The organism is Microbispora bryophytorum, assembly GCF_043197435.1.
GTDB classification, from domain to species: domain Bacteria; phylum Actinomycetota; class Actinomycetes; order Streptosporangiales; family Streptosporangiaceae; genus Microbispora; species Microbispora bryophytorum.
The window spans coordinates 364,860-385,497 of sequence record NZ_JBICTF010000001.1; the positions used below are offsets into that span (position 1 = coordinate 364,860).

At 72.3% G+C, this 20,638-nt stretch carries 22 protein-coding genes and 1 riboswitch; of the genes, 9 read left to right on the plus strand and 13 right to left on the minus strand.

The features are described 5' to 3' along the window. Window positions 1-45: 45 nt before the first annotated feature. The 6 genes from ACGFIB_RS01655 to ACGFIB_RS01680 all read right to left on the minus strand — a co-directional run bounded on the left by ACGFIB_RS01655 (window position 46) and on the right by ACGFIB_RS01680 (window position 5,091). Entirely contained in the window at window positions 46-846 is an 801-nt protein-coding gene (locus ACGFIB_RS01655; RefSeq protein WP_393367797.1) for an SAM-dependent methyltransferase, read from the minus strand. Window positions 847-923: 77 nt separating this feature from the next. Beyond that, window positions 924-1,496 carry a nucleotidyltransferase family protein gene (locus tag ACGFIB_RS01660; RefSeq protein ID WP_393367799.1) on the minus strand — a complete coding sequence of 191 codons (573 nt, stop codon included), beginning with the start codon at window positions 1,494-1,496 and terminating at the stop codon, window positions 924-926. Further along, window positions 1,493-2,593: an XdhC family protein gene (locus ACGFIB_RS01665; RefSeq protein WP_393367801.1), complete on the minus strand. Its 1,101-nt coding sequence runs from the start codon at window positions 2,591-2,593 to the stop codon at window positions 1,493-1,495. Before ACGFIB_RS01665 ends, ACGFIB_RS01660 begins: the two co-directional genes overlap by 4 nt. Next, window positions 2,586-3,767, minus strand: a complete 1,182-nt coding sequence (locus tag ACGFIB_RS01670) for a vWA domain-containing protein (protein WP_393367803.1) — start codon at window positions 3,765-3,767, stop codon at window positions 2,586-2,588. The genes ACGFIB_RS01665 and ACGFIB_RS01670 overlap by 8 nt, the downstream gene beginning before the upstream one ends. Next, on the minus strand, window positions 3,760-4,662 hold the full coding sequence (locus tag ACGFIB_RS01675; protein ID WP_142568572.1) for an AAA family ATPase: 903 nt from the start codon (window positions 4,660-4,662) through the stop codon (window positions 3,760-3,762). The genes ACGFIB_RS01670 and ACGFIB_RS01675 overlap by 8 nt, the downstream gene beginning before the upstream one ends. A 108-nt stretch (window positions 4,663-4,770) precedes the next feature. After that, window positions 4,771-5,091, minus strand: coding sequence for an ArsR/SmtB family transcription factor (locus ACGFIB_RS01680; RefSeq protein WP_357257966.1), 321 nt, complete (start codon window positions 5,089-5,091; stop codon window positions 4,771-4,773). 81 nt (window positions 5,092-5,172) lie between these two features. Between ACGFIB_RS01680 and ACGFIB_RS01685 the strand changes: the two genes are divergently transcribed. Next, window positions 5,173-5,787: an HD domain-containing protein gene (locus ACGFIB_RS01685; protein ID WP_393367806.1), complete on the plus strand. Its 615-nt coding sequence runs from the start codon at window positions 5,173-5,175 to the stop codon at window positions 5,785-5,787. Between the two features lie 14 nt (window positions 5,788-5,801). Here ACGFIB_RS01685 and ACGFIB_RS01690 read toward each other — a convergent pair whose 3' ends face one another. Continuing rightward, window positions 5,802-6,080, minus strand: coding sequence for a DUF4031 domain-containing protein (locus ACGFIB_RS01690; protein ID WP_142568567.1), 279 nt, complete (start codon window positions 6,078-6,080; stop codon window positions 5,802-5,804). 498 nt (window positions 6,081-6,578) lie between these two features. Here ACGFIB_RS01690 and ACGFIB_RS01695 point away from each other — a divergent pair, with 498 nt between their 5' ends. From ACGFIB_RS01695 to ACGFIB_RS01720, 6 genes are all read left to right on the plus strand, one after another. Beyond that, window positions 6,579-6,857: a hypothetical protein gene (locus tag ACGFIB_RS01695; RefSeq protein ID WP_393367808.1), complete on the plus strand. Its 279-nt coding sequence runs from the start codon at window positions 6,579-6,581 to the stop codon at window positions 6,855-6,857. Between the two features lie 452 nt (window positions 6,858-7,309). After that, a complete protein-coding gene (locus ACGFIB_RS01700) occupies window positions 7,310-7,900 on the plus strand; it encodes a hypothetical protein (RefSeq protein ID WP_393367810.1) in 591 nt (196 codons plus the stop codon). 238 nt (window positions 7,901-8,138) lie between these two features. Beyond that, window positions 8,139-8,969, plus strand: a complete 831-nt coding sequence (locus tag ACGFIB_RS01705; protein ID WP_357240103.1) for an ABC transporter permease — start codon at window positions 8,139-8,141, stop codon at window positions 8,967-8,969. 20 nt (window positions 8,970-8,989) lie between these two features. Continuing rightward, on the plus strand, window positions 8,990-9,745 hold the full coding sequence (locus ACGFIB_RS01710) for an ABC transporter ATP-binding protein (RefSeq protein WP_393367813.1): 756 nt from the start codon (window positions 8,990-8,992) through the stop codon (window positions 9,743-9,745). Next, window positions 9,742-10,737 (plus strand): ABC transporter substrate-binding protein, encoded by a 996-nt coding sequence (locus ACGFIB_RS01715; protein WP_393367815.1) that lies wholly within the window; start codon window positions 9,742-9,744, stop codon window positions 10,735-10,737. The genes ACGFIB_RS01710 and ACGFIB_RS01715 overlap by 4 nt, the downstream gene beginning before the upstream one ends. After that, a complete protein-coding gene (locus tag ACGFIB_RS01720) occupies window positions 10,734-11,903 on the plus strand; it encodes an LLM class flavin-dependent oxidoreductase (RefSeq protein ID WP_393367817.1) in 1,170 nt (389 codons plus the stop codon). The genes ACGFIB_RS01715 and ACGFIB_RS01720 overlap by 4 nt, the downstream gene beginning before the upstream one ends. 148 nt (window positions 11,904-12,051) lie before the next feature. Here the strand turns inward: ACGFIB_RS01720 and ACGFIB_RS01725 are convergent, their stop codons facing one another. The 6 genes from ACGFIB_RS01725 to ribD form a co-directional block, all read right to left on the minus strand. Beyond that, the gene (locus ACGFIB_RS01725; RefSeq protein WP_393367819.1) at window positions 12,052-12,501 is read right to left on the minus strand and encodes a PH domain-containing protein; all 450 of its coding nucleotides are present in this window, start codon (window positions 12,499-12,501) and stop codon (window positions 12,052-12,054) included. Window positions 12,502-12,733: 232 nt separating this feature from the next. After that, window positions 12,734-13,228: a 6,7-dimethyl-8-ribityllumazine synthase gene (gene ribH / locus ACGFIB_RS01730; RefSeq protein ID WP_393367821.1), complete on the minus strand. Its 495-nt coding sequence runs from the start codon at window positions 13,226-13,228 to the stop codon at window positions 12,734-12,736. A 43-nt stretch (window positions 13,229-13,271) separates the two neighbouring features. Next, entirely contained in the window at window positions 13,272-14,531 is a 1,260-nt protein-coding gene (locus ACGFIB_RS01735; protein ID WP_357240091.1) for a bifunctional 3,4-dihydroxy-2-butanone-4-phosphate synthase/GTP cyclohydrolase II, read from the minus strand. Then, on the minus strand, window positions 14,528-15,163 hold the full coding sequence (locus ACGFIB_RS01740) for a nicotinamide mononucleotide transporter family protein (RefSeq protein WP_393327443.1): 636 nt from the start codon (window positions 15,161-15,163) through the stop codon (window positions 14,528-14,530). Before ACGFIB_RS01740 ends, ACGFIB_RS01735 begins: the two co-directional genes overlap by 4 nt. A 73-nt stretch (window positions 15,164-15,236) precedes the next feature. Further along, a complete protein-coding gene (locus ACGFIB_RS01745; RefSeq protein ID WP_142568543.1) occupies window positions 15,237-15,845 on the minus strand; it encodes a riboflavin synthase in 609 nt (202 codons plus the stop codon). Beyond that, complete coding sequence (ribD, locus tag ACGFIB_RS01750) at window positions 15,846-17,126, minus strand: bifunctional diaminohydroxyphosphoribosylaminopyrimidine deaminase/5-amino-6-(5-phosphoribosylamino)uracil reductase RibD (protein ID WP_393367824.1); 1,281 nt, start codon at window positions 17,124-17,126, stop codon at window positions 15,846-15,848. It abuts the gene before it with no gap. A gap of 132 nt (window positions 17,127-17,258) precedes the next feature. After that, a riboswitch (FMN riboswitch) is annotated at window positions 17,259-17,410 on the minus strand. Window positions 17,411-17,751: 341 nt separating this feature from the next. Between ribD and ACGFIB_RS01755 the strand changes: the two genes are divergently transcribed. Continuing rightward, window positions 17,752-18,771 carry an ABC transporter permease gene (locus ACGFIB_RS01755; RefSeq protein ID WP_142568541.1) on the plus strand — a complete coding sequence of 340 codons (1,020 nt, stop codon included), beginning with the start codon at window positions 17,752-17,754 and terminating at the stop codon, window positions 18,769-18,771. Between the two features lie 32 nt (window positions 18,772-18,803). Continuing rightward, window positions 18,804-20,597 carry an ABC transporter substrate-binding protein gene (locus tag ACGFIB_RS01760; protein ID WP_142568539.1) on the plus strand — a complete coding sequence of 598 codons (1,794 nt, stop codon included), beginning with the start codon at window positions 18,804-18,806 and terminating at the stop codon, window positions 20,595-20,597. Window positions 20,598-20,638 lie beyond the last annotated feature (41 nt).

Consider the following 20,638-nt stretch of genomic DNA (forward strand, 5'->3'; position numbering starts at 1 on the left):
TCGGTGTCCGGAGCGCCGCATCAGGCGAACCGGGCATGCCCGCCGTCAGGGTCTGCGTCCGACGCCTCCGAGCACCGGCAGGAAGCCGCCACGCAGCGGCAGCGCGTCGAGCTCGGGACGCCACTCGTTCAGCGGGACCGCTCCGGGGTCGACCATGTCGAACCCGTCGAAGAACCCGGCGATCCGCGCCGCCGGCCTGGCCTCGAAGGGCGCGTTGGCCCTGCCGTACACGCCGCCCGCCGCGGCCATCGCCTCCGGGACGGGGTCGGAGCAGGCGTGCGAGATGACGAGGTGACTCCCGGAAGGGAGCAGTTCGCGGTAGGCCGCGACGATCCCCTCCGGGTCCTCCTCGTCCGGCACGAAGTGGAGGCAGGCCACCATCAGCAGCGCGACGGGCCGCTCGAAGCTGAGACCGCTCTCCGACGCCGCGGCGAGGATCTCCTCGGGCCTGCGCAGGTCGCCCAGCAGAAAGCGCACACGCGGATCGCCTTCCAGCAGCGCCCGCGCGTGCGCCGCCACCACCGCGTCGTTGTCCACGTACGTCACGAGCGCGTCGGGGGCCTCCTTCATCGCGATCTCGTGGACGTTGCCCTGCGTCGGCAGCCCGGCGCCGAGGTCGAGGAACTGCCGGATGCCGCACTCGCCCGCCAGGTAGCGCACGGCCCGGCCGAGGAACGCGCGGTTCTCAAGCACGGCCTCCCGTACGTGCCCATCGGACAGCTCGATGATCCGCTCGGCCGCCGCCCGGTCGGCCGGGAAGTGGTTCTTGCCGCCCAGGTAGTAGTCGTACATGCGGGCGACGTTGGGTTGAGTGACGTCGAACCCGCCGGGCGCCTGCTTCGTCATGACACGCTCCGCTCGGCCGGACTGTTTTTCCGATCATTGTGACGGAGCTCACCAAGAGCGGCGAATCGGGCGAATTATCACTTATGGAGTCGGCGCAGGTCAGCGGGGGTGTCGATGTCCGCGGGGTCGCCCACGTCGTCGCAGGGCACGGCCGTGACCAGTTCGGGGTGCGCGCGCAGGAAGGGCCGCGCCCCCACGTCGCCCTCGGCGAGCGCGGCCACCTCCGCCAGGTGCTCGCGGGCGATGAGCACCGGATTGCGCGGCGTCCCGCCGTACGCCGCGACGGCGACGCGGGCGCCGGCCTCGAACGCCGCGATCAGCCGGCGCACCGCCTGGGGCCGCACCAGCGGCTGGTCGGCCAGCGCGATCACCAGCGCGGGGGCGGAAGGAGGAAGCGCGCGCAGCCCGGCCCGCAGCGACGACCCCATGCCGGCCGCCCAGCCGGGATTGCGCACGACGACCGCGCCGGCGACCGGCACGTCGGCCGCCCCGACCACGATCAGCACCGGCCGGCATCCGCCCTCGGCGAGCAGCCGCACCCCGCGGTCGGCCAGCCGCTCTCCCTCGAACTCCACCAGCGCCTTCGGCCCGCCGAACCGGCTGCCGCCACCGGCGGCCAGCAGCAGCCCGGCGACCGCCGCACCGCTCACCGCGACTCGCCGTGGATGCGGCCCGACGTCTCGGTGAGCGACCTGCCGCTGCCGCCCCAGCGCAGCTGGATCAGCTCGGCCGCGATCGACACGGCCGTCTCCTCCGGCGTGCGCGCCCCGAGGTCGAGCCCGATCGGCGACCTCAGCCGGGCCAGCTCGTCCTCGGTCAGGCCGGCCTCGCGCAGCCGCGCCAGCCGGTCCGCGTGCGTGCGCCGCGACCCCATCGCCCCGACGTACGCCGCGGGGGTGCGCAGGGCCGCCTCCAGCAGCGGCACGTCGAACTTCGGGTCGTGGGTGAGCACGCAGATCACGGTGCGCTCGTCGACCTCGGCGGTGGCCAGATAATCGTGCGGCCAGGCCACCACGACCTCGTCGGCCTCCGGGAACCGCTTAGCCGTGGCGAAGACCGGCCGCGCGTCGCACACCACCACGTGGTAGCCGAGGAAGCGGCCGATCCGCGCGACGGCCGCGGCGAAGTCGATCGCGCCGAAGACCAGCATGCGCGGCGGCGGCGCGAACGACCGCACGAACACCCCAAGGTCGTCCAGCCGCCGCTCGCCCTCGGGGCCGTAGCGCCGCACGCCGGTCAGGCCCTGCGCGAGCATGCCGCGCACGTCGTCGTCCACCGCGTCGTCGAGCCGGGCCGAGCCGAGCGAGCCCGCCGCCCGGTCCGGCCAGACCAGGCGGCGGGCCCCCACACGACCGGGGCCGGCGACGATCGTGGCCACCGCGACCGGCCGTCGCGCGGCCACGTCCGCGGCGAGCTCCCCCAGCTCCGGATAGTCCTCCTTCGAGACCGGCTCCACGAACACGTCGATGATCCCGCCGCAGGTCAGGCCGACCGCGAAGGCGTCGTCGCCGCTCACGCCGTACCGCTGCAGCACCGGCGTCCCGGTGGCGACGACCTGCGCGGCGAGCTCGTAGACCGCTCCCTCGACGCAGCCGCCCGACACGCTGCCGGCCACCTCGCCGTCGAGGACGGCCATGGCCGCCCCCGGCGGGCGCGGCGCGCTGCGGAAGGTGCCGACGACGGTGGCGAGGCCGAACCGCCGCCCCTGCCCCCACCAGCGCATCACCTGGTCCAGCACGTCACGCATCGGCCCCTCCCCTCCTCACAGCCCGCGCCGGCCGGTCGCCGGCCAGCAGCGCGGCCAGGTCCTCGTACGCGGCCAGGCTGTGCCCGGCGACGAAGTCCGTGACGTACGGCAGCGCCGCGCGGATGCCCGCGGTGAGCGGCCGGTACGCCGGGTCGCCCTTGTGCGGGTTGACCCACACGACGCGGTGGGCCACCCGGGACAGCCGGGCCATCTGCGCGCCCAGCAGGTCGGCCGGGCCCCGTTCCCACCCGTCGGAGGCGATCACGACGATCGCGCCCCGGGGGTCGGGCAGGCGCAGCAGCGCCCGCACCTCCTCCCCCAGCCGGGTGCCGCCGCTCCAGTCCGGGATCGCCGCCGAGCACTCGTCCATCGCGAGGCCGGGGTCGCGGTGGCGCAGCCCGGCCGTGATCCTGGTGAGCCGGGTCCCCACGCTGAACACCTCGGTCGCCCCCGGCTCCGCGCGCACCAGCGCGTGGGCGAAGCGCAGCAGCGTGTCGGCGTAGGCGGCCATCGAGCCGCTGACGTCCACGAGCAGGACGACCCGCCGCGGGCGCTGCCTGCGCACGCGCCGGCGCAGCCGGGCCGGTTCCCCGCCGTGCCGCAGGATCTCCCTGACCGTGCGGCGCGCGTCGGTCGCGCCGCCGTGACGCGACGGGCGGTGACGCCGCGACCTGCGCGGCTGCCGCGCGCCGCGCAGCAACGCGAGCAGGCGGTGCGCCTCCCGCCGCTCGGCCTCGCTCATCCGCGCCACGTCCCGGTGCCGCAGCACCTCGATCTCGCTCGCCGTGGCCGGGGGCGCGCCCGGCTCGCCCGTCGTCTCCCGCTCCCCACCGGCGCCGGGCGCCGCCACCGGACGGGTCACGGACACGGTCGTCACGCGCACACGGCGCGGCGCGGGGGAGCCGGCGGAGAAGTAGGCCGCGAAGCAGCGGTCGTAGCGCGGCAGGTCGTCGGGCCCGGCGCACAGGGTGAGACGCCCCGCCCAGTAGACGTTCCGCCCGTCGGCCGCGTCGAGGTGGCCGAGCGCCGCGAGGAAGCTCTGGGTGCGATGGTGGTCGGCCGCGACCCCCGCCGCCCGCAGCGTCCGGGCGAACCCGGTCAGCACCGCGACGGGCTCGGGACCGGGCGGCGCGAGCAGGCCCGGACGGCGTCCGCTCCCGTCCCGGTCAGCCACGGCCGCCGTCCGGCGTGAGCAGCCTCCGGGCCCGGACGGTCTCCTGGTCCTCCCGGTGCTTGAGCACCGCGCCCAGCGTGGCGGCGGCCAGGGCCGGATCGAGCTCCACCGCGCCGAGCGTGAGCAGTGCCTCGGCCCAGTCGAGGGTCTCCGCGATGCCCGGCGGCTTGACCAGGCCGGCCTCGCGCATCCGGCCCGCCGTCCGCGCCACGTCGGCCGCGAGCCGCTCCGCGCACGCGGGCAGGCGCCGCCGCAGGATCGCCACCTCCCGGTCGAACCCCGGGTGCTCCAGCCAGTGGTACAGGCAGCGCCGTTTGAGCGCGTCGTGCACCTCGCGGGTCCGGTTGGAGGTCAGGACGACGACCGGCGGAGTCGCCGCGCTGATCGTCCCGATCTCCGGCACCGTGATCGTGAAGTCGGACAGCACTTCAAGCAGGAACGCCTCGAACTCGTCGTCGGCCCGGTCGATCTCGTCCACGAGCAGCACGCCGGGCTGCGTCTCCAGGGCCCGCAGCAGCGGCCTGGCGATGAGGAACCGCCGGTCGTAGATCTCGCCCTCGAGCGCGGCGACGTCGGCCCTGCCGGCCGCCTCGGCCGCCTTGAGGTGCAGGAGCTGACGCGGGAAGTCCCAGTCGTACAGCGCCTGCGCCGCGTCGAGCCCCTCGTGGCACTGCAGCCTGATCAGCGGCGCGCCCAAAATCGCCGCCAGCGTCTTGGCCAGCTCGGTCTTGCCGACGCCCGCCTCGCCTTCCAGGAACAGCGGCCGGCCCATCTTCAGGGCGAGATAGGCTGCGGTCGTCACACCCTCGTCGGCCAGGTAGTCGTGGTGGTCGAGCAGCTCCGCCAGCCTCGCCGGCGCGTCGATGTCAGAGACCGTGGTCGTCCGCCGCAGCACACGGACAGGGTACGTGGCGACTGTTCCGCAAGGCTCTGGCCGAATCCACCAAAGCCGGGCGTGTCACAGGGGGCCGCGTCGCCACGATCGCACAGATCCGCCCGGGTTCTACTCCCCGTTCCCGCCCAGCACGGCGTCCAGCAGGCCGGGGAAGCGGTCGTCCAGGTCCTCCCTGCGCAGGCTCACGTACCGCTGCCGGCCCTGCGGGACGTTGCGGACGACACCGGCCTCGCGGAGGGTCCTCAGGTGGTGCGACAGCGTCGACTTCGGCACCTCTCCCCCGGTGGGCTGGCACGCCGCCACCTCCAGCGGGCCCTGCGCGAGCCGCCGTACGAGCGCCAGCCGCGAGGGGTCGCTGAGCGCGAACAGCACGTCGGTCAGCACCAGGGTCGCGGCGTCGGGGTGCGGTAGGTCCCGGGCTCCAGGCATAGTTCCATAATAGTTGAACGATCAGGCACCCCGCGCTGATCGCGGCCCTGTCCGTGGGCGGGCTCTTTAGGATTCGGCACCATGACCGACGATCGGAGCCTGCCCCGGCCCGGCTGCCTCACCGGCTCGCCGGCCGGCCTGGCCCTCGCCGCCGAGCTGGAGGCCCGCTGGGCGCAACCGCACCGGCGCTACCACACCACGGCCCATCTGCGGGCGGTCCTGGCCGCGATCGAGCCGCTCGCCGCCCAGGCCGCCGACGCCGACGCCGTACGGCTGGCCGCGTGGTTCCACGACGCCGTCTACGACGGACGGCCGGGAGGGGACGAGGAACGCAGCGCCCAGCTCGCGCAGTCCCGGCTGCCCGCCTGCGGCCTGCCCGCGGAGCGGGTGCGCGAGGTGGCCCGGCTCGTGCGGGTCACGGCGGGGCACTCCTACGAGCCCGGCGACATGAACGCGGCCGTCCTGTGCGACGCCGATCTGGCGATCCTCGCGGCGCCGCCCGGCGCCTACGAGGCGTACAGAAGGGCCGTGCGCGAGGAGTACCGGCACGTGCCGGACGCGGCTTTCAGGGCCGGACGGGCCGGGGTGCTGCGCGGGTTCCTCGGCAAGGCCCGCCTGTTCGGCACCCCCGTGGGCCGGGACCTGTGGGAGCGGCGGGCACGCGAGAACATCGCCGCCGAGCTCGCCGGCCTCTGAGACGCCGGGCGCCTTTACAACGTAGATTCCGACCGGGTCTTCCGCCGGCGCAGGCCCGCGTCCGTCAGCCGGCGCACCAGCTCCCGGCTGCCGACGGGCTCGGCGCCGAGGACCACGGCCCGGTCGTAGACCGTCTCCGGCACGTCGTAGTGGTCCCGGTCGAAGGCCCGTACGGGCACGCCGAGCAGGCGGGCGAACGCGTGCAGCTCCTCCAGCGAGGAGTCGCTGACCAGGTGGGACCACAGCAGGCCGCGAGGCCCCGGCCAGTTCGGCCGGTCGATCAGCACCGCCATGCACCCCTCCCCGTTCGACGCGAGCTTAGCCGGGGCCTGTCGGGCGGCCGGGAGGGACCTCACCTCCCGGCGACGCGTACCGGCGATCAGAGCCAGCCCGGCAGCGGGGGCCCGGCGACCACGCTGGGACGCCCCAGCAGGTAGGCCGTGACCTCCGCCAGCTCCCCGTGAACGCGACGCCCCTCCTCCTCAGGTCCGGGCATACGGCCGATTTCACGACCTTCGTTTCTCGCCCTGCCATCAGGCGAATGCGACCGGCGGAAACCGGGCCGGTCACACTCGAGCGCCGGACGGCCGAGGAGAGGCGGTGGGTCACGCAAGGGCCACCGCGTGAACCGGCTCCCCGTTCCGCGGCGATCTACGCCCGCATCCACTCCTTAGCATTTCCCCTTTATCCGCGTGCACTTGGGACAGCATTTGAACTTACGGTGGTTCGTGCATCGGTAGGTGCACCGGGGCGGCTTCGGCTTCACATAGGAATTGCCGGGATCCGCCTGTGTGACGGCCGCGCCACTGACGCTCGCCGGCGCCGACGCCGACGCCGCGGCCGGCCAGAGCGCGATTGCGCCGAGGAGCGCCGAGCCGGCGATCATGCTGAGTCGTCCACCTCGCATGGCCGTTCTCCCTGTCGATCAAGCCGCGGTGCGGCGAATTGTGTCACTTCTCGCTCATTGTCCGAATTTCTGGCGGGAGGCGTCCAGCCCAGCACCCGCCACGCGGATGATCCAGGGAAAATCCGATGCGATTCCCGATCCGGCGATTGGCATGGATCGATGAATGACGGACCGGGCCGGCTCCCGAATGGTCCCGCCTCCGGTTTCCGCTGACGCGGGATCTACGTCCGCACGAGGCGCCGGATCTCTACGGGCCGCATTTTCCGGCGAATTCACAGCGCCTTGCGTGCTTTCGCCATGCCAATCGTGCGGCGGCCCCAAAATGTCCCTCCGGGCACGGCATGGAAATCGCCCCGACCCGGCAAAAGCCCGCATAGACGCCACCCGGACGGCAACCGTCGTCCAGGACGCCCTCACGGAGGAGGGCCGGCACGGCCCCGCGACATCCGCGACCCCGTGAGCGTCGCGGCGATGGGCGCCGATCACCCACCCGCGACGGCCCTGATTCGCCACGCCACCCGGCGCGCGGGCCGGTGCGCGAGACGGTGCACGGGCCGGGTGCGCCGCCGCTCAACCGCAAGGTCCACACGATCCACTGGTTCACAGGGGGAAACGATGGCTGGACGAACTGTTCGATCCCTGACCGCGCTCGCGGCGGCAGCCGTGCTGACGATGGCGCTGCTCGTCGGCTGCGGCGGCACGACCACCGCCCCGGCCTCCGGGAACGCCGCCGCGGCCGGCCCGGCGGCGCACGTCACGCCGACCGCGGCCGACAGCGAGTACAGCTCGCCGTGCCCGACCGGCGGCAACGCCAAGAAATTCGCCAAGACCCGGTTCGCGCTGCACGCGGGTCTCGCGCTCGGCGCCTTCCACCGCTACGTCTACAAGCCGCTGCGCAGCGGCGGCTTCAAGGCCGGAGCCGACAAACGCAAGCGCACGATCGCCAAGGCAGTGATCGCCGGCGCCTTCGCCCTGCACCAGCTGAAGGTCGCCAGGGGCTTCGCCGCGGCCAATCCGACGTTGTGCAAGGCCGTCGAGGGCGTGAGCAACCAGTTCTCCACACTGACCGGCAAGCTGCGCAACGGCACCGTCACGGCGGCCGACGTCGACGCCGGCAAGAGTTCGATGGACGGCCTGCAGCGCGACGCCGCGAAGACCGGCTACAAGTTCGAGGAGCAGAACGTCTCCATCCCGGGCGTGAGCTGACCGCCGCGTAAGACGGCCGCGGGCCCGGCCGGCGTCCCGCGCACCGGCCGGGCCACCGGTCACCCCTGACCCGCCGCCCGGCGAGCCGGCCCCGTACGACGAGCCCGCCCCGTAAACCTATTGACTTGGTAGGAAATACAGGTAACCCTGGTGGCGAATCCTTCGTCATCGACTGCGAGGTGTGTCCATGTCCGTCGTCGAACTCCGTAGCGAGTTGAGAGGCGAGTTAGGAGGCGAGTTGGGAGGCGCGCTCCGGGCGGATCCCCGGCCGCGTCCCCGGCCGCAGCTCCGCTCCGCCGGGGCCCGCGGCCCGCGGAGGGGGTGGCACCGGTGGGTCAGCCCGCTCGCCGTCGTGCTGCTGTGGCAGCTCGCCAGCGCGCTCGGGCTGCTGCCCGCCCGGCTGCTCGCCGCCCCGTCGCAGATCGCCGTGACCGCGCTCGACCTGGTGCGCTCGGGAACGCTGCCCACGGCGATCGCGGTGTCCCTCGAACGGGTGCTCCTCGGCTTCGCCGCCGGAGCGGTCGCGGGCGTCGGCCTCGCGCTGGTCGCCGGGCTGAGCCGGCCCGGCGAGAACGCCGTCGACCCGCTCATGCAGATGCTCAGGGCACTGCCCTTCTTCGGGCTGATCCCGCTGTTCATCCTCTGGTTCGGCATCGGGGAGACGCCCAAGGTGCTGCTGGTGGCGCTCGCCGTCTCCTTCCCGCTCTATCTCAACACGTTCGCGGGCATCCGCGGCGTGGACGGCAAGCTCGCCGAGGTCGCCCGGACGCTCAGGCTCGGGCGGACCGCGCTCGTGCGGCACATCGTGCTGCCCGGCGCGCTCCCCCAGACGCTCGTCGGGCTGCGGCAGAGCCTCGGGGTGGCCTGGCTGGCGCTGATCGTGGCCGAGCAGGTCAACGCCGACGCCGGCCTCGGCTACATGATCAACGATGCGCGGGAGTTCCTGCGCACCGACGTGATCGTGGTCGGCCTGCTCGTCTACAGCGCGCTCGGCCTGCTCACCGACGCCCTGGTCCGGCTCCTGGAAAGGAGGGCGCTGGTATGGCGGCGCGAGTTCCTGTCCCGGTGAGCGTCCCCGTGGATGTCCCCGTGGATGTCCCGGTGGGCGCGCACGCCCCGGGCGCCGTACCGCCGGCGGAGGCCGCACTGGCCACCGTGCGCGGGCTCACCCGGCGCTTCGGCGACCGTACGGTGCTCGACGGCCTCGACCTGACGATCTCGCGCGGCGAGTTCGTCGCGCTCCTCGGCCGCAGCGGCTCGGGCAAGTCCACGCTGCTGCGCGCGCTCGCCGGCCTGGACGAGGAGGTCGAGGGCGGCCTGGAGGTGGACGGCTCGGTGGCCGTGGCCTTCCAGGAGCCCCGGCTGGTGCCGTGGAAGCGGGTGCGCGACAACCTCACGCTCGGCCTGGCCGCACCCGACCCGGCCGGCCGGGCGGACGCGGCGCTGGCCGAGGTGGGCCTGGCCGACCGGGCGCGGGCCTGGCCGCTGACGCTGTCCGGCGGCGAGGCGCAGCGGGCGAGCCTGGCCCGCGCGCTCGTCCGCGACCCGGGACTGCTGCTGCTCGACGAGCCGTTCAGCGCGCTCGACGCGCTGACCCGGATCACCGTGCACCGCCTGGTGCTCGACCTGTGGGCGGCGCACGGCCCGGCCGTGCTGCTGGTGACCCACGACGTGGACGAGGCGCTGCTGCTGGCCGACCGGATCCTGGTGCTCGACGGCGGACGCGTCGCACACGAGTGGACCGTCACCGCGCCGCGCCCCCGGCACCGCGACCACCCCGACCTGCTCACCCTGCGCGCGGCCCTGCTGTCCGCGCTGGGCGTCACCCCGGAAGGACCCGCATGACCAGGAGAGCGCTCGTCGCGCTGCTGATCGCCCTGGCGTCCGCCGCCACGGCCTGCGCCGGGACGGGACAGGGCGCGTCCGGGGGGAAGGACGGACAGGCCACGGACCGCGTCACTCTCCGGGTCGGCGACCAGAAGGCCGGGTCGCAGGCTTTACTCAAGGCCGCCGGGCTGCTCGACGGCACCTCCTACGCGATCACGTGGTCGCAGTTCACCTCCGGGCCGCCGCTGCTGGAGGCGGTCAACGCGGGCGCGGTCGACATCGGCGGCGTGGGCAACACCCCGCCCGTCTTCGCCGCCGCGTCCGGCTCGAAGATCAAGATCGTGGCGGCGTACCGGCAGAGCGCCAAGGGATCGGCGATCCTCGTCCCCGGCGGGTCCGCGATCACCTCGCCCGCCCAGCTCAAGGGTAAGAAGATCGCGGTCGCCAAGGGCAGCTCGGCCCACTACCACCTGCTGGCGGTCCTGAAGAAGGAGGGCCTGACCTTCAAGGACATCCAGCCGCAGTATCTCCAGCCCGCCGACGCCCTGGCGGCGTTCTCGTCCGGCACCGTCGACGCCTGGGCCATCTGGGACCCCTTCACCTCCCAGGCCGAGATCCAGCACAAGGCCCGGCTCTTGGTCGACGGCGCGGGCCTCGTCAACGGCCTGGGCTTCCAGGTCGCCGCTCCCGCCGCGCTCGACGACGCGGGCAGGCGAAGCGCGATCGGCGACTTCCTCACCCGGCTGGGAAAGGCGCGCAACTGGGCCGCCACCCACCTGGACGAGTGGGCGCAGGTGTGGGCGCAGGAGACCGGCCTGCCGATCGAGGTGGCGGACGCGGCCGTGGCCAACGCCGTCGCCACCCCCGTCGTGATCGACGAGTCGGTCGTCTCCTCGGAACAGGAGATCGCCGACGCGTTCACCGCCGAGGGCCTCGTGCCGGGCACCATCACGTTCTCCCAGTTCGTGGACGACCGCTTCAACGACGTCGTCAGGAAGGCGCAGCAATGAAATTCCACTGGTTCCTGCCCACCTCGGGCGACGGCAGAGCGATAACCGGCGGCGGGCACGGCCTGCGCCGCGCGCACGGGCAGTCTCCGGCCACCGCGTTCCGGCCGCCCACGATCGACTACCTCGCCCAGGTGGCCCGCGCGGCCGAGCAGGTGGGGTTCGAGGCCGTGCTCACCCCCACGGGCACCTACTGCGAGGACGCCTGGCTCGTCACCGCCGCGCTGACCCAGGTGACGACCCGGCTGAAGTTCCTGGTCGCGTTCCGTCCCGGGGTGCTGTCCCCCACGCTCGCGGCGCAGATGGCCGCCACCTACCAGCGGATCTCCGGCGGCCGGCTGCTGCTGAACGTGGTGACCGGCGGGGAGGCGGCCGAGCAGCGGCGGTTCGGCGACCACCTGGGCAAGGACGAGCGGTACGCGCGGACCGCCGAGTTCCTGTCGATCGTGCGCGGCGCGTGGGACGGGCCGTTCGACTTCACCGGCGCCTACTACGACGTCGAGGGGGCGACGGTCGCCGAGCGGCCCGACCCCGTGCCCGAGCTGTACTTCGGCGGCTCCTCGGCCGCCGCGGGCCCGGTCGCCGCCCGGCACGTGGACGTCTATCTCACCTGGGGCGAGCCGCCGTCCCAGGTCGCGGCCAAGCTCGACTGGATGCGGGAGCTGGCCGCCGCCGAGGGCCGCACGCTGCGCTTCGGCATCCGCCTGCACGTGATCACGAGGGACACCTCCAAGGAGGCGTGGGCGGAGGCCGGGCGGCTGCTCGACCAGATCTCCCCCGAGGACATCGCGTCGGCGCGGGCCGTCCTGGCCCGCAGCGAGTCGGTGGGGCAGCAGCGGATGCTCGCGCTCCACGAGGGCTTCCACGGGAGCCGCAACGGGAACCTCAACGGCGGCCGCAACGGCGGCAGAGTCAGGGACCTGGAGATCCACCCCGGGCTGTGGGCGGGGGTCGGCCTGGTGAGGGGCGGCGCGGGCACCGCGCTCGTCGGCAGCCACGCGGAGGTCGCCGACCTCGTCGAGGAGTACGCCTCACTCGGCGTGGAGGAGTTCGTCCTGTCCGGATACCCGCACCTGGAGGAGGCCTTCTGGTTCGGTGAGGGCGTGCTGCCCGAGCTGCGCCGGCGGGGCCTGCTCGGCGCCGGCGATCCGGTACGGCTGAGCGCCTGACGGCGCACCGGGGCGCCCACGCGCACCGCGTCGGTGCCGCGTCGGTGCCGCGTCGGTGCCGCGTCGGTGCCATCTCGGAGCCGCATCGGTGCCATCTCGGTGCCGTGCCGCCCTGGCCACCCGTGCCGCCCCGGCCGCCCCCGCCGCGTCACAGGCGGTCGGGGGCCTCGCCGTGCTCGCGGATGAGGGCGGTGAGCTGGGCCACCGCCCGTCGCGATCGTTCCCGCTCGGTGCTCTGGATACCCATCGCGCCCAGGCTGAGCCCGTTGGCGAGGTCCAGCTTGGGCCAGGGGTCGCCCTCCACCATGGTGACGTCCAGCACCTCGGCCCACTCGAAGCGGTGGACCCGCAGGGGGTTCACGACCGTGACCCCCTGCTCGTCCGCCCGCACCCGCAGGCGGCCGAGCAGGTGCAGCACGCACGCCACCGCCAGGCCGAAGGCGACCATGCCCAGCCGGTCGGGGAGCTTGAACTGCTCCGGCAGGCCGACGGCCAGCAGGACCGAGCCGATCACCATCACCGCCGCCATGCCGTACGCCATGATCGTCGTGACGCGGGGACGCCAGGTGACCGGCAGCGGAGGCGTGTTCTCAGGCATGACGGCCCCCGCGAGTGGACACGGCGCGGCGGCGTACGGCGTGCCCGGCCCGCGAGGCCGCGGGCGGATACTGCGAGATCACCAATCAAGTCTTCCCGGCTCGGCGCTGCGGATGCGAGGACTGCGTGTGCGTGGGCCGCGGATGCGAGGACCGTGGCTACCAGGGCCGTGGCTACCAGGACCTTGGCTACCAGGGCCGTGGCTACGTGGGCCGCGGATGCGAGGGCTGCGGCTAGGAGGATCGGGCGAGGCCGGCCGGCGAGGCGAGGCCGCGAAGGAGGAGGGCGGTCTCCAGGGCGGCGATCGTCGCCTCATACCCCTTGTCCTCCTTGCTGCCCGGCACGCCGGACCGCTCGACCGCTTGATCAAGGGTGTCACAGGTGAGCACCCCGTTGCCCACCGGGGTCGACTCGTCGAGCGCGACCCTGGTCAGACCGGCGGTCACCGAGTCGCAGACGTAGTCGAAGTGGGCCGTGTCCCCCCGGATCACCACGCCGAGCGCGACGACGGCGTCGTAGCGCCGGGCCAGAGCCTGCGCGACCACCGGGATCTCCAGCGACCCGGCCACTCGGGCCGTGACCACGGCCGCGCCGCTGTCCCGCGCGGCCCGCTCCGCCCTCACGAGCAACTGGTCGGTGATCTCCTCGTGCCACCGGGCGGCGACGATGCCGACGGTCAGCCCGCCCGCGTCCACCGCCGCCGCGTCCGGCCGTCCCTCACCGCTCATGCGTTCCTCCTCGTATGACCACCCGAAGTGCTGATGCGCCCGTTCATGAGGCCTCCTTGCCGAAGTGCTCGCCGTGGATGTCGCGGGGGACGCCGCCCGAGATCTCGTGGCCGAGCCGGTCGCGCTTGGCGGTGAGATACCTCTCGTTGTACGGGTTCATCGCCACCGGCATGGCCTCGCGGCCCAGGACCTTGATGCCGTACCCGTCCATGCCCCGCACCTTGGCCGGGTTGTTGGTCAGCAGCCGCACCGACTTCACGCCGAGGTCGGCGAGCATCTGCCCGGCGTTGGAGAACTCCCTGGCGTCCACCGGCAGCCCCAGCTCCAGGTTGGCGTCGACGGTGTCGCTGCCGTTGTCCTGCAGGCTGTAGGCGCGCAGCTTGGCCAGCAGGCCGATACCCCGCCCCTCATGGCCGCGCAGGTACACGATCACGCCGCGCCCCTTCTCGGCGATCATGCGCATCGCGGTGTCGAGCTGCACGCCGCAGTCGCAGCGCAGGGAGCCGAGCACGTCGCCGGTGAGGCATTCCGAGTGCGCCCGGACGAGCACGTTCTCGCCGTCGTCGATGTCGCCGTACACCAGCGCGACGTGCTCGCCGCCGTCGAGCGCGCTGGCGTAGCCGTATGCCCGCCAGACGCCGTAGCGGTTGGGGATGCGCGTCTCGGCGACCCGGGTGACCATCCGCTCGGACCTGCGGCGGTGCTCGATGAGCTGCTCGATCGACACGAGCGCGAGGTCGTGCTCGTCGGCGAACTCGCGCAGGCGGGGCAGCCGCGCCATCGTGCCGTCGTCGTTGACGATCTCGGCGAGCGCGCCGGCCGGGGTCAGCCCGGCGAGCCTGGCGAGGTCCACCGACGCCTCGGTGTGCCCCGGCCGGGCCAGCACGCCGCCCTCGCGGTAGCGCAGCGGGAAGATGTGGCCCGGCCGGACCAGCTCGTACGGCTCGGTGGCCGAGTCGCACAGCGTCCTGATCGTCTTGGCCCGGTCGGCGGCGGAGATGCCCGTCGTCACGCCGTCCCTGGCGTCCACGCTGATCGTGTACGCGGTGCGCAGGCGCTCGCGGTTGTCCTGCACCATCAGCGGCAGGCCGAGCCGGTCGAGCGTGGCCCCCTCCGTGCCCACGCAGATGACGCCGCTCGTGTAGCGGATCATGAAGGCGACCAGCTCGGGCGTGGCCTTCGACGCCGCGAAGATGAGGTCGCCCTCGTTCTCGCGGTTCTCGTTGTCCACCACCACGACGGGTCTGCCGTCCCTGATGTCGTTGACGGCCCGCTCGATCGGGTCCAGCCTGATGTCACTCACGCGGTCACCGCCCGCAACTCGCGCGACTGCCGCAGCCAGCCGCGGAACCCGATCAACACCATCACGAAGAACACTCCGTAGACCAGGCCGGAAACCACGAGCCCGGAGTTGAACGCCAGCGGAACCCCCACGAGGTCCACGGCGACCCAGATGATCCAGAAGTCGACCAGGGCTCTGCCCTGCGCCCAGGTGGCGACCGCGCTGCCGACGAAGATGTACGCGTCGGGCCACGGCGCCCAGGAGATCTTCCAGCCCCGGGAGTTGAGGAGGACGAACAGCAGCGCGACCGCGACCGTCCCGGCGATCATGACGCTGACGAGCGCCACGCGCTCCCGGACGCGCGCCGAGCGGATCGGCAGCTCCGCGCCGCCGCGCATGCCGCGCGTCCACCTCACCCAGCCGTAGATCGCCAGGATGCCGAACAGCGCCTGCTTGAGCGCGTTGCCGGTGATGTGCGCGCTGACGGACGCCACGAACAGCAGCGCCGACCCGAGTAACTGCACCGGCCAGGTCCAGATCGTCCTCCTGATCGCGAGCCAGACCGTGCCCAGCGCGCACACGTTGCCCACCAGGTCGGTCCAGAGCACGGGCTTGCCGAACGCGTAGAAGGCCGCCGCGTCGGTCCAGCTCATGCCACCTCCTCGCCTTCGGCTCGGAGTGGCATGCGCCAGACGCTGTGCCTGTTGATTCGCTCGCTACGCTCGCTCATGCCGAGGCTCCCCTGGCGGTCGCCGCGGTGAGCTTCTCGACGTACTTCGCGATCACGTCGACCTCGAGGTTGACCGGCTCGCCCGGCTGCTTGCGGCCGAGCGTGGTGAGTTCGAGGGTGGTGGGGATCAGGCTGACGGACAAGGAGTCGTCCGTCACGCCGGCCACGGTGAGGCTGACGCCGTCCACCGCGATCGAGCCCTTCTCCACGACGTACCGGGCGAGGTTCGCGGGCAGCGAGAACCGCACGACCTCCCAGTGCTCCCCGGGCTCGCGGGACAGCACCTGCCCGGTCCCGTCGACGTGGCCCTGCACGATGTGCCCTCCGAGCCGCTGGTCGGCCCGTACGGCGCGCTCCAGGTTGACCCGTGAGCCGGGGCGCAGGGCCCCGAGCGAGGACCGGTCGAGGGTCTCCTTCATCACGTCGGCGGTGAAGGAGTCCGCCTCGGCGCCGGCGACAGTGAGGCAGACGCCGTTGACGGCGATCGAGTCGCCGTGCCCGGCGTCGGCCGTGACGACCGCGCCGCGCACCGTGAGGCGCGCGGAGTCGCCCTGCGCCTCGAGTGCCACGACCTCGCCGAGCTCCTCGACGATTCCGGTGAACATTCAGCTCTCCTTAGGGGACTGCGGGCCGGAGGACTCCGAAGGCACAGGGGCGGGAGACCCGGGGGTGGAGGACACAGGGGGTGACGACACAGGGTGTGATGACGCAGCGTGTGGCGGCACAGGGTTTGACGACACGGGGTTTGACGACATCGGGGTTGACGGCACAGGGGACTTCGGACGCAGGACCAGCTTGAGGTCCGGCCCGACGGGGGTGACTTCGGCGAACTCCAGCCGGTGGATCTCGGTGATCGTCGAGACGCCCGCGGGGCCGAGCGCGGCCGCCCCCGCCCCCAGCAGCGCCGGGGCGAGGTAGCCGACGACCCGGTCGACCAGGCCCTCACGGAGGAAGGCGCCGGCGAGGGTGGGCCCGCCTTCGATCAGCACGCTCACGACCTGCCTGTCGTGCAGCTCGGCCAGGAGGGCGCGCAGGTCGATCCCGCCGGGGACGCGCGGGAGCCGTACGGCGTGGGGGGACAGGTGAGCGGGCACGGCCGCGTCCTCGGCCACGGCGACCAGCGTCGGCGCCTCGCCGTCCAGAACACGGGCGGCGGCCGGGGTGCGGGCGCCCGAATCCACGACCACACGCAGCACGGGCGCCGCGCGTGAGGGGGCGGGAGCGCCGGCGGTGAGCCCGGCGGTGAGCCCGGCGGTCAGCCGGACGGTCAGCCGGGGGTCGTCGGCCAGCACGGTGCCGATTCCCGCGACGACGGCGTCGCTCTCGGCCCGCAGGCGGTGCACGTCGGCCCTGGCCTCGGGCGAGGTGATCCACTGGCTCGTGCCGTCCTCGGCCGCCGAGCGGCCGTCGACGGTGGCGGCGAATTTCCAGGTCACATACGGCCTGCGGGCTCGCACGGAGGTCAGCCAGGCGGCGTTGACCTCCTCGGCCTCGGCGGCCAGCACGCCCTCGTCCACCACGACGCCGTGCCGCCGCAGGACCGCCGCGCCGCCCGCGGCCTTCGGGTTGGGATCGGAGACGGCGACGACGACCCGAGCCACGCCCGCCTCCAGGAGGGCGCCGGAGCAGGGGCCGGTCCTGCCGGTGTGGTTGCACGGCTCCAGCGTCACGTAGGCCGTGCCGCCCCTGGCTCGCTCGCCGGCCTCGCGCAGCGCCACGACCTCGGCGTGCGGGCCGCCGGCGTAGGCGTGGAAGCCCTCCCCCGCGACCTCGCCCGACGGGTCGAGGATCACACAGCCGACGACGGGATTGGGGCTGGTGCCGCCCAGGCCCCGGGCGGCGAGCGCGATCGCGCGCCGCATGTGAAGGATGTCCCCTGAGGTCACCCCGGTCTTCCTCTCGCCGTTGTCTACGGCGGGCCCCGGGGATCGTTCGGGATGCGGCCTCGCATCACCTGCACGGACGGCCTCGCTGCCGGCGCGGCCACACGGCCGTCCGGCGGCACCACGGCCACCCGCTCGCGCGCTTCCTCCCATCCGGACTTTCACCGTCGGTCCTGGAATCTCACCAGGTCCACCGGCCGATGGCTTCGGCCGGGTCGCGGACTGTCACCCCTGAAGACAGGGGTGTCACCGCCGGTTCGGAATTACACCGACCCCGGAGCACGCTGCTCTGCTACCCGTCAGTGTAGCCGCGCCCGACTCGTGGCCGTAGGGCGGGATTGTGGTGATCTGCGGCACACGGGTTTCCCGATCCGGTTTGGTCTCAGGCGTGTGCGGGTTGTGTCACAAAGCTGTGACACAAAAGCATTTGTGTAATAAGTAGTGTTCCCTGCCACGTATACCGAGGTCAATGCAGTCGCAGGACACAAGGTGATTTACTTTGCACAACGAAGCAAGCAAGTGGCGAACTGCCCGCCTCAAGTGATTGACCCCTGCAAAATTAGTTGCCAGGGTTCCCTATAGTCGGATCTCTTCCGATCGTTAATGGTCCATCCGGGAGCACCGCACCATGACGTTCCCCCCTTCGACCGCGACCGACGCCGCCGCGGAGTCCGCGGACACCGCGGCCACGGCCGGTTCCGGTCCCGCCGTCGTCGGCCGCTCGCCCGGCCAGCTCATGTGGCGCCGTTTCCGGCGCGACAAGACGGGCATGGCCTCGGCGATCATCGTGATCGCCTTCTTCCTGATCGCGCTGCTGGCTCCCGTGATCGCGGCGCTGTACGGCAAGGATCCGTACACGACCTACGGCCAGAACCAGCCGGGTCTGCTCAACGATTTCGGCTACCCGATCGCGCCCAACGGCGGCGTGAGCGGCGACTTCTGGTTCGGCCTTGAGCCGGGCCTGGGCCGCGACGTGTTCACGCAGCTCGTGTACGGCATCCGCACCTCGCTGAGCATCGCGATGATCGTGACCGTCGTGTCCACGATCGTCGGCATCACGATGGGCATCACCTCGGGCTACATCGGCGGCAAGACCGACTACGTGATCGGGCGGGTCATCGACACGTTGCTCGCCTTCCCCTCGCAGCTCTTCCTGATCGTCTTCCTCCCCGTGGTCGAGGCGGCGTTCGTGCTGCCCGAGGAGGAGACGCCGGTCTGGCTGCGATACGTGTCCATCTGCGTCGTCCTCACCGTCCTCGGCTGGGCCACGATCGCCCGCCTGCTGCGCTCCCAGGTGCTGTCGCTGCGGGCTCGTGAGTTCGTTGAGGCCGCCCGCGTCACCGGTGCGTCGCCGGCACGGGTGATCTTCAAGGAGCTGCTGCCCAATCTCTGGACGCCGATCATCATCCAGGCCACACTCGCGCTCCCGCTGTACGTCGGCGCGGAGGCGGGCCTGGGCTTCCTCGGCGTCGGCATGACCGAACCCACCCCCGACTGGGGCCGGATGTTCCAGGTGGGCGCGAACGTCTACCACTCCGACGTGACCTACCTCCTGTTCCCCGGCGTGTCGATGCTGATCTTCGTCGTCGCCTTCAACCTGCTCGGGGACTCCATCCGCGACGCCTTCGACCCCAAGACAAAGCGCTGACCACACGCGCTCTCCCCCATAGGAAGGACCACATGAGATCGCACAGCAGGCGGATCGCCTCGATGACGGCCGTGCTCGCGGCGGGCGCGCTGGCCCTGGCCGGCTGCGCCAAGGGCGGAGGGGGCGGAGCGCCCCAGAGCGCGGGGGGCGCCTCCCAGAAGCCGCTGGAGAACAAGGCCGTCAGCGCCATCTCGGTCGGGACCGCGGCCGACTCCACCGGCCCCGCCCCCGAGGTGGCCGGCGCCAAGCCCGGCGGCACGGCCTACATGATCGACCGTGACGACTTCAGCCACCTCGACCCGGGCCGGGTCTACCTGAACTACAACTCCTCGGTTTCGTCGCTGTTCACCCGGCAGCTCACGAACTACAAGGAGGACGACGCGGGCAACATCAAGCTCGTCGGCGACCTGGCCACCGACACCGGCACCACCACCGACGGCGGCAAGACGTGGAAGTTCACGCTCAAGGACGGCCTGAAGTGGCAGGACGGCACGCCGATCACCTCCGCTGACATCAAGTACAGCTTCGAGCGCCTGTTCGCCGACTTCATCACCGAGGGCCCGGACTACGCCGAGACCTGGCTGGTGCCGGACGCGAAGAAGCCGTTCCGCGACCAGTACAAGGGCCCCTACGACGGCAAGGAGCTCGACACGATCGAGACTCCGGACGACAAGACGGTGGTCTTCCACCTCAACGCGGAGCACCCGGACTTCAACTTCACCGTGGCCATGACCGGCTACGGCGCCGTGCCCAAGGCGCAGGACACGAAGCAGAAGTACGACAAGCAGCCGTTCTCCTCGGGTCCCTACAAGATCGTGAGCCACATCACGGACAAGTCGCTGGACCTGGAGCGCAACGAGAACTGGGACCCGAAGACCGACCCCATCCGGCACGCGTACCCGGACAAGTTCCACATGGAGTTCGGTCTCCAGTCCCAGCAGACCACCGAGCGCTTCATGGCCGACACCGGCAACGACAAGCAGGCGTTCACCTTCCACAACCCGGTCGCGCCCGAGCGCACCCAGGAGGTGCTGAACGACTCCGAGCTGATGAAGCGGTCGCTGCAGGGCCTGACGCCGTTCACGACCTTCTACAACATCAACACCAAGCGGATCACCGACGTCAACGTCCGCAAGGCCATCATCACGGCCTGGCCGTCCAAGCAGATCCAGCAGCTCCAGGGCGGCGAGATCTCCATCGGTAAGATCGCCACGACGGTGATGAGCCCGACGGTGCTCGGCTACGAGGCGTTCGACCTGTACAACAAGCTGGCCAAGCCCGAGGGCGACCCCGAGGCGGCCAAGGCGCTGCTCGCCAAGTCGGGCGACCCGAACCCGACCGTGGTCTACGCCTACAACCAGACGCCGGTCCAGGAGAAGGTCACCGTCGCCATCAAGGAGGCGCTCGGCAAGGCCGGCTTCAAGGTGGTGGGCAAGCCGCTGAACGCGGGCACCTACTATGACGCCATCGGCCCGGTGGACAACAAGTACGACATCTACTGGGGCGGCTGGGCGGCCGACTGGCCGACCGGCTCGACCGCGATCCAGCCGCAGTACGACGGCCGCCTGATCGCGGACAACGCGCCGAACTACACGCACCTCAACCTGCCCGAGATCAACGACGCCATCGACAAGGCCAACGCGATCGCCGACGCCACCGAGGCGGGCAAGGCGTGGGCCGCGATCGACCGGCAGATCATGGACCAGGCCGCGATCGTGCCCGAGTTCTACCAGACGTACTTCGGCCTGTACGGCTCCGGCCTCGGCGGGGTCAAGTTCGACCCCATCACGGGCGAGCAGTCGGCGCTCGGCATCTACGTCAAGTAGCAGCACCCCGGGTCCGCCGCCCCTCCGCGGGGCGGCGGACC

Coding starts and splice junctions, on each gene's coding strand:
- ACGFIB_RS01655 (WP_393367797.1), bottom strand. CDS start 846: ATGACGAAGCAGGCGCCCGGCGGGTTCGACGTCACTCAACCCAACGTC.
- ACGFIB_RS01665 (WP_393367801.1), bottom strand. CDS start 2,593: ATGCGTGACGTGCTGGACCAGGTGATGCGCTGGTGGGGGCAGGGGCGG.
- ACGFIB_RS01680 (WP_357257966.1), bottom strand. CDS start 5,091: ATGCCTGGAGCCCGGGACCTACCGCACCCCGACGCCGCGACCCTGGTG.
- ACGFIB_RS01685 (WP_393367806.1), top strand. CDS start 5,173: ATGACCGACGATCGGAGCCTGCCCCGGCCCGGCTGCCTCACCGGCTCG.
- ACGFIB_RS01690 (WP_142568567.1), bottom strand. CDS start 6,080: ATGGCGGTGCTGATCGACCGGCCGAACTGGCCGGGGCCTCGCGGCCTG.
- ACGFIB_RS01700 (WP_393367810.1), top strand. CDS start 7,310: ATGGCTGGACGAACTGTTCGATCCCTGACCGCGCTCGCGGCGGCAGCC.
- ACGFIB_RS01715 (WP_393367815.1), top strand. CDS start 9,742: ATGACCAGGAGAGCGCTCGTCGCGCTGCTGATCGCCCTGGCGTCCGCC.
- ACGFIB_RS01720 (WP_393367817.1), top strand. CDS start 10,734: ATGAAATTCCACTGGTTCCTGCCCACCTCGGGCGACGGCAGAGCGATA.
- ACGFIB_RS01725 (WP_393367819.1), bottom strand. CDS start 12,501: ATGCCTGAGAACACGCCTCCGCTGCCGGTCACCTGGCGTCCCCGCGTC.
- ribH (WP_393367821.1), bottom strand. CDS start 13,228: ATGAGCGGTGAGGGACGGCCGGACGCGGCGGCGGTGGACGCGGGCGGG.
- ACGFIB_RS01740 (WP_393327443.1), bottom strand. CDS start 15,163: ATGAGCTGGACCGACGCGGCGGCCTTCTACGCGTTCGGCAAGCCCGTG.
- ACGFIB_RS01745 (WP_142568543.1), bottom strand. CDS start 15,845: ATGTTCACCGGAATCGTCGAGGAGCTCGGCGAGGTCGTGGCACTCGAG.
- ACGFIB_RS01755 (WP_142568541.1), top strand. CDS start 17,752: ATGACGTTCCCCCCTTCGACCGCGACCGACGCCGCCGCGGAGTCCGCG.
- ACGFIB_RS01760 (WP_142568539.1), top strand. CDS start 18,804: ATGAGATCGCACAGCAGGCGGATCGCCTCGATGACGGCCGTGCTCGCG.